Origin of the sequence: Streptococcus oralis ATCC 49296, from assembly GCF_000185265.1 — a bacterium.
In the GTDB taxonomy this organism is placed as follows: Bacteria; Bacillota; Bacilli; order Lactobacillales; family Streptococcaceae; genus Streptococcus; species Streptococcus oralis_BC.
The window spans coordinates 109,047-115,445 of sequence record NZ_GL622183.1 but is presented as its reverse complement, the minus strand read 5'-3'; the positions used below and the strand labels follow the sequence as shown (position 1 = coordinate 115,445).

General features: G+C 30.1%; 4 protein-coding genes. All 4 read left to right on the top strand.

Annotated features, from left to right (window positions below; all coding sequences use genetic code 11):
* Positions 1–603: 603 nt before the first annotated feature.
* The 4 genes from HMPREF8578_RS02790 to HMPREF8578_RS02775 all read left to right on the top strand — a co-directional run bounded on the left by HMPREF8578_RS02790 (position 604) and on the right by HMPREF8578_RS02775 (position 6,396).
* Complete coding sequence (locus HMPREF8578_RS02790; protein WP_000919091.1) at positions 604–1,977, top strand: ABC-three component system protein; 1,374 nt, start codon at positions 604–606, stop codon at positions 1,975–1,977.
* Position 1,978: 1 nt separating this feature from the next.
* Positions 1,979–2,674, top strand: coding sequence for an ABC-three component system middle component 1 (locus tag HMPREF8578_RS02785; protein WP_001205737.1), 696 nt, complete (start codon positions 1,979–1,981; stop codon positions 2,672–2,674).
* Positions 2,671–5,313 (top strand): AAA family ATPase, encoded by a 2,643-nt coding sequence (locus HMPREF8578_RS02780; RefSeq protein WP_000694261.1) that lies wholly within the window; start codon positions 2,671–2,673, stop codon positions 5,311–5,313. The genes HMPREF8578_RS02785 and HMPREF8578_RS02780 overlap by 4 nt, the downstream gene beginning before the upstream one ends.
* A 396-nt stretch (positions 5,314–5,709) precedes the next feature.
* Positions 5,710–6,396, top strand: coding sequence for a LexA family transcriptional regulator (locus HMPREF8578_RS02775; RefSeq protein ID WP_000284665.1), 687 nt, complete (start codon positions 5,710–5,712; stop codon positions 6,394–6,396).
* Positions 6,397–6,399: the final 3 nt, after the last annotated feature.

Below are 6,399 nucleotides of genomic sequence, written 5' to 3'. Positions count from 1 at the left end.
ATTCTACTTTTAAAAAATTGTATCTGAAAAAATGATTATAGAACAAATGTTGAGGAGAAATATCCATTTTTATAATTTTCTTTACAAAAGATTTCTTATAAAGTTTAATTTTAGTTTTTTAACTTGTAAAGATAACAAATTGTTTTGAAGTGATTCTTAAAATAATGTGAGATTAATAGTTCTAAAATGACTTGATTATCGGGATAAGAATTGGTTTCAAGAGATGTAGAATTAATGAGGTTATCTCTAGTTAAGAATGGAATAGATTAAGTTGTTCTATTTAAAGAGTCTAGGAGTTATTTGTATCTTTTAAGTTGTAATCTTCCTCAAATCTAGCTAGTATAGTTCAAGAAAAAATATCAATATTAGTATATTGAGAAGTATTATGCATCAAAAATATGTCATAAATTAAAATTTTAGAACAGATTGTATAATAAGAATGTATTAAAGAGAAAAAATAAAATTTAAAATGAGGAATATTTCTTTAGTAAGTGTTAAGGTGTGTGATCTAGAGTTGACGAGTTATTTAGGAAATTATATAATGATGTTAACTACTTGATCCCACATATTAATTTTATTTAAATGTGTATATAAGGAGGATAAATGGCAGGTTCAAACGTTGACCAAAATAGGAATGCAACACCAAGTTGGAGCGGCTATATTCATCAAGGAAAAGTTGGGTTTTTAGTTGCGCTAAGACAATTACGGTGGTGCATTGAAAATGAAATAGAAAATTTTGAAGATTATGCTATAAGATATGAGAATGCTGAGGATTTTGACATTGTTGATAAAGAGAGGAGTGTAATATCAAGGCATCAAGTGAAAGCGTATATTAATGGAAATGAAAGAGAAGATTACTCAGATTTATTTAATATACAAAAGAGGAAGTTTGAAGATGAAAAAGAAAAAATAGACACAAAGGGATTTCAGATTCATGAATTTGATGGTAAAGGAAATGCAGTACGAGAGGTGGTTCCTTGTGACGGCAGATTTTTACATGTGATTGTAGATGTGCCAGATTTTAAACTATCAAAGGATGATTATTTGGAAAAATATTCTGGGCGAACAAAATATACAGATAATGATTCTGGTATCAAACTTTATGAGTATAATCAATCTGAAAATCTGTTTTATTGCCCACTTTCTCAAGATAATAATGATACTATTAAAGACTATTGTATAGCTGAAATTAAAAAAATTTTAAAGATAGAAAAAAATCCTTTAGAAGAGAATAGTTCTCATCTTGAACAAGTATATCATAGATATGTAGGATCCTTGTTGGATCATAGTATAGGGAAATCGCACAGTGAATCTGGTTTTCCAGAAATATATTTTGGAGAATTGCTAGAGATTATAGAAGAAGAAGCGCCTAAAGATGAAGTATATGAAATGAAGAATACTTTGACATATAGCTGGGAAAAATATCATCGTTATTCTTCAACTGATATTTCTGAAGAGGTCTTCAAATCGATGGATAAAATAATCAATCATTTACTGTCGCTATCTAAAAAAGAGTTTTATAAGTTTGTAAGAATGGTTTTACCCGATGCAAAGTCAGATGAAGATTTTACAAAAATATTTAATATTACTCTCTTAGAAAAAATATTCTATTCTATCATAAAAGATGCTAGAAAATTTTCGTTTAAACATTATAGTTTTTTAGATGATGTTGAAAAAAGTTATAGATTCTCCTTAATTGATATTGAAGAATCTCCTGGTTGTATTGCAACAGTAATTAAAAATATTATTGATAACTCAGAATTTTTAAAAACTACCTTTAATCATGATTTCCTTATTAATAGAGATATAGATGAGTTGCATATTGGGAATAGAATTGATGAATTTGATGGCATGCTAGATAATAGATATCGTGAAGAATGGAGTACTGGGGTACAACATAACATTTTTAAACCGAATATGGAATTTATTAGCATTAAGAAAGCAAAAGAAAAGAGTTTGAGGGTACCGGAGGACTAATATGAGAGATACCATTATAAAATTTTTACAAAATAACCATTTTAACCAGTTGGATACAGAATTTGATTTCTATACTAACTCACAAAACTCAGAGTATTTTATTGTTAGTCAATATAGTTCTAATGATCTGCATAATTTTTTTGATGATGATAAGACTTCACAAGTTATAAAAGAGTTTAAGAGACTATCTTTGAAATCAGAACACGAAAATATTAAGAAAAATACCTCTCTATTTATTTTAGTAGAAGTTGATAATTTAAAAGAAGCATTTGAAGATGAAAAATTCCAACGCTCAATATTGTTAATTGAAGAGGACTATTACTATTTTAGAAAGTTCATTTTATTATATACTCAAGATGGGTTGTCGGATTTACGGGACAAAACTACTAATGAAACACTCTATAAATACTTGGAATCTAATATTGATCTTTTTGAAAAGGATATGTTTTTTAGTGAGTCGTATTTTATAGCCATGGAAATTGGAGTAAAACTACCGTTTTTCACACTCCCTAAAAGAAATGATATTTATCAAAGTATAGAAAATCAGTATCAGGATGATAATGATGAATTAGATAATAGATTATTGGATTTTTATACTAAGGTCACTGATGAGATTTTATCAGAATCACTAAAAGATATTTCTACCGATGATGAAAATGTTTCTGATTTACTACAAATAGGAGAATTATTACCATGAAAATCAAAAAAATCTTAATAAAAAACTTTAAAAATATAAAGGGAACTCGAATTATTGATTTTCAAGAGAATGTAACTTTGTTTGTTGGACCAAATGGATTTGGAAAAACTACAATTTTTGACGCAATAGAGTTATCATTAACTGGAAAAATCCGTCGAATTGAAGAGTCCGATTATAGTGACGGTAGAAGTAGTTTTAGTACTCCTTATTTTCAAAATAATCCTAATGAAGATACATTCATTGAGCTTATGTTGACAAATGATGAGGGGAATTCTTTGATAGTATCTAGTCTCTATAAGAGTAGTATGAATACTGAGGATCGCAATGTACCAAAGTTTTCATTTTCTAAATTTCAAAGAAGAGCTCGGGTTGGTCCAGGAATCTCATTTCAATCTGATGAAGACTTTGAGGGTTCTAGTGAAAGAGATATACAAAAGGACATTAGTCAGTTTTTAGGATATGAATCAGAAAATTACAGCTTAGGTGATACTTTTGATTTGTTTCATTACATTCAACAGGATGAAACAGCTTATTATTTGAAGCAAAAGGAGAAAGATAGAAAGGAGCAATTGAACTTTTTATTAAATATTGGAAACTATGTTAATAGAAAAAATCGATTAGAGCGTTTAAGAAGTGTTTTATCCTCTAGTGAAAAGGAACTAAAAGCAAAAAAGAATAAGCTAAAAAATTCCCCAATTAAGAATAACACTCCATATTCTAAATTATCTCTTAGAGCAGATACTGACTTTGCTTTTAACAATAAATCGATTGTTTTTGATGATGAATTATCAAATGAAAGTTTAAATATATATCTATCAGAAATTGATAAATTACAAGAATTTCGAAATTCATTTTCTCCAAAGGATTACTTCCTCAGAAAACAAAGTGAGCAGTTTGAGCGAGAGGTGCTGGATGATAAAGATTTTACTATTTACTTAATAGTTAGAGAAATACTTGAAAATCAGGAAAATATAGAGTATATTGAACAAAATCATACTTTAATTTCAAATGATAAAAATTATTCCTATTTTTTACTTAAAAATTATATTGGACAACTAGAGTCATTGGAAAATGACAGTAGAATGTTTAAACGTGGAAAAATTCTAGAGGATCTACTTGATGTCGAAATTGATAAACTTAATATAGAAACAATTAAGAATTCTTTAAATGATTTTCCAGATTGGGAATTTGGTCAAGTATGGCTTGAAACGTTTGATTCCAAGTTAACAAATTACAAGATTAAAAAAGAGCAACTGGATGATGGTACAAATTCGATTAACAAGTTACTCGAGATAAGAAGTCGTCTAAAAGAACATAGTGATGAAAAAAATTCAGAATGTGTGTTTTGTGGTTATGATTGGATTGAAAGCGAGAATTTACTGGTAGCCTACGAAGAAACAACGAATCAACTGCGTAAAAATTTGACTAATTTTGAAATGGAAGTTTCAAATTTGGTTGAAGAATTAAATAATTTAAAAATAGAGTTGCAAAATCAGATTCAAATTAAGCAAGAGAAACTCTTTGTTCTTCCTGAAGATTTTTTGGCGGTGATACGCTCTATAGGTAAGTATAATTTTCCTGAGTCTTTTAGCAACTTAGTTGCAATGAACTCAGAGATGACGCCTATGTTAGTTGATAAGAATGCTTCGCTACAAAAGTTTGAGATTTTGAAAAAAGAGTTAATAAGTTCATTGCAAGAAAAACTGTTGATTCCAAATGAAGTCTATGATAATTTCCTTAGAGTTGTAAATAAGAGAGTAGATTTTGAAAAACTTTTAGAAAAATATTCTATTCTAGCTAGAGAATCAATAAGGGAATTTGGAATTTCTTTTGGACACTTACCCATTTCCTTGCATAAATTTGAAGAGAACAAAGATGGGTTATTAGTATTCTTAGAGGAGGCTAGATCACAAATAGTATTTGATAATTCTAAAAGTTTAGATTTACAAAATATGTTTGATAAGTACTTTGCATCTAATGAGAAAATTTTTGAGAACTGTACTATAGAAAGTATCAATCAAAAACGAGAGTATATTATTAACCAGTTTGAATTACAAAGTTTAACAATGTCTAACCAAATTGAGAAACGTCTTCAAATAATTGAACAAACGATTACCTATCTTCAGGATCGTGTTAGGAAATTAAATGATAATATAAAATTTTACCAAGAACAGATGATTCGAAAGTTGAAGCTTCCTTTTTATATGTATACTGCTAAGATTTTACAAAATTATCAACAAGGAATGGGAGTTTTACTAACTACTCAAAATAATTCTAATATTAGGTTTATAGCAAATAGTAATAGTGAGCAGGATGTGATGTATCAATTGAGTTCTGGACAAGTAGCTGTTATTTCGTTTGCTTTCACTTTGGCACTAAATACTACATTTAAGATTTCAAAAGAATTCAAATTTTTATCAATTGATGATCCGATTCAAGACATGGATTCTATGAATGTATATGCTTTAATTGATTTAATAAGACATTCATTATCAGACTACCAAATTATTATGTCTACACATAATGATGGCAGTGCTATGTTTATAAAATATAAATTTGAACTATTTTCAACTTCTGAAATATCAAATGTAGGTCTAAAAAATATAAAAAACATATTATTGGAGAGTGATGAAGTATAAATAAAATACGTGGTATGAAGAATTGATATAATTTGATTCTATTCTTTGATAGAAAAAGTAAAAAACGGTGGAATAATGCTACAAAGTTATTCTAAAATTACTTTAAATGAAGTGTTTCCAACCAGGTCTAAAGAAAGCTCGTAAAGCATCATAATTTAGTAAACGTTAATTCGAAAGAATTACAATACATACAAAGAGCACCTTTCGAGGTGTTCTTTTGTTCAGAATAGATAAGTGGTGCTGTTTAAACTTGATTTTCCCAGTAGACAATCGTCTATTTTTTTTATATAATAAAACTAAACCGAATTGGTTGAGTTTTGAGAATGTAAACTCAACTATCAATTGATCTTTCTAAAGGAGATATTCTCAATAAAGCATCACACTAGGAGGTGAAGTATGTATCAGCCAGAAAAACTCAAGGCTCGGAGAAAAGAGTTAAAATTGACACAGAAGGAAATTGCAGAGGAGTTGGGGATTAGTTTTCAGGCTTACTCGGCTTGGGAACGTGGAATTAAGGAACCATCCAAGGAGAAGGTTGCTCAGCTAGAGAATATTTTAAAGGTAGCAAGAGGGTATTTTACTCAGATTGAGATTGTTCGTCTCTACAATAGCCTCTCCAAGCAAGGGAAGGACAAGGTTGTGCTCTATGCTCGCAACCTGGCTCAAGAAGAACAAACTCAGAAGGTGGCGACCATGCCAGAGCGCCTCTACGAGTACCGTGTCTATGAACGTATGTCAGCAGGGAACGGGGCTTCGGTCTACGATGATCAGAATTTTGATACGGTCTACTTTAACGAGGAGTTGGCCCATGATTTTGCGTCCTGGGTGGCTGGGGACTCTATGGAACCTAAATATCAAAATGGTTCAGTGGCTCTGATTCGGGAAACAGGATTTGACTATGACGGGGCGGTTTATGCAGTAGTTTGTAACAACCAGACCTATATCAAACGGGTTTATAGGGAGGAAGATGGCTTGCGTCTGGTATCGATCAATCCTAAATACAAGGACATTTTCATCTCCTATGAGGAAGATCCTCGGATTGTGGGGATTATCGTTGGGAACTTTGTGCCGATGGAGGGTTAGCCT

What these genes read in the sequence shown, in the direction of transcription:
- HMPREF8578_RS02780 (WP_000694261.1), top strand. Translation starts at nt 2,671, where the DNA reads ATGAAAATCAAAAAAATCTTAATAAAAAACTTTAAAAATATAAAGGGA.
- HMPREF8578_RS02775 (WP_000284665.1), top strand. Translation starts at nt 5,710, where the DNA reads ATGTATCAGCCAGAAAAACTCAAGGCTCGGAGAAAAGAGTTAAAATTG.
- HMPREF8578_RS02790 (WP_000919091.1), top strand. Translation starts at nt 604, where the DNA reads ATGGCAGGTTCAAACGTTGACCAAAATAGGAATGCAACACCAAGTTGG.
- HMPREF8578_RS02785 (WP_001205737.1), top strand. Translation starts at nt 1,979, where the DNA reads ATGAGAGATACCATTATAAAATTTTTACAAAATAACCATTTTAACCAG.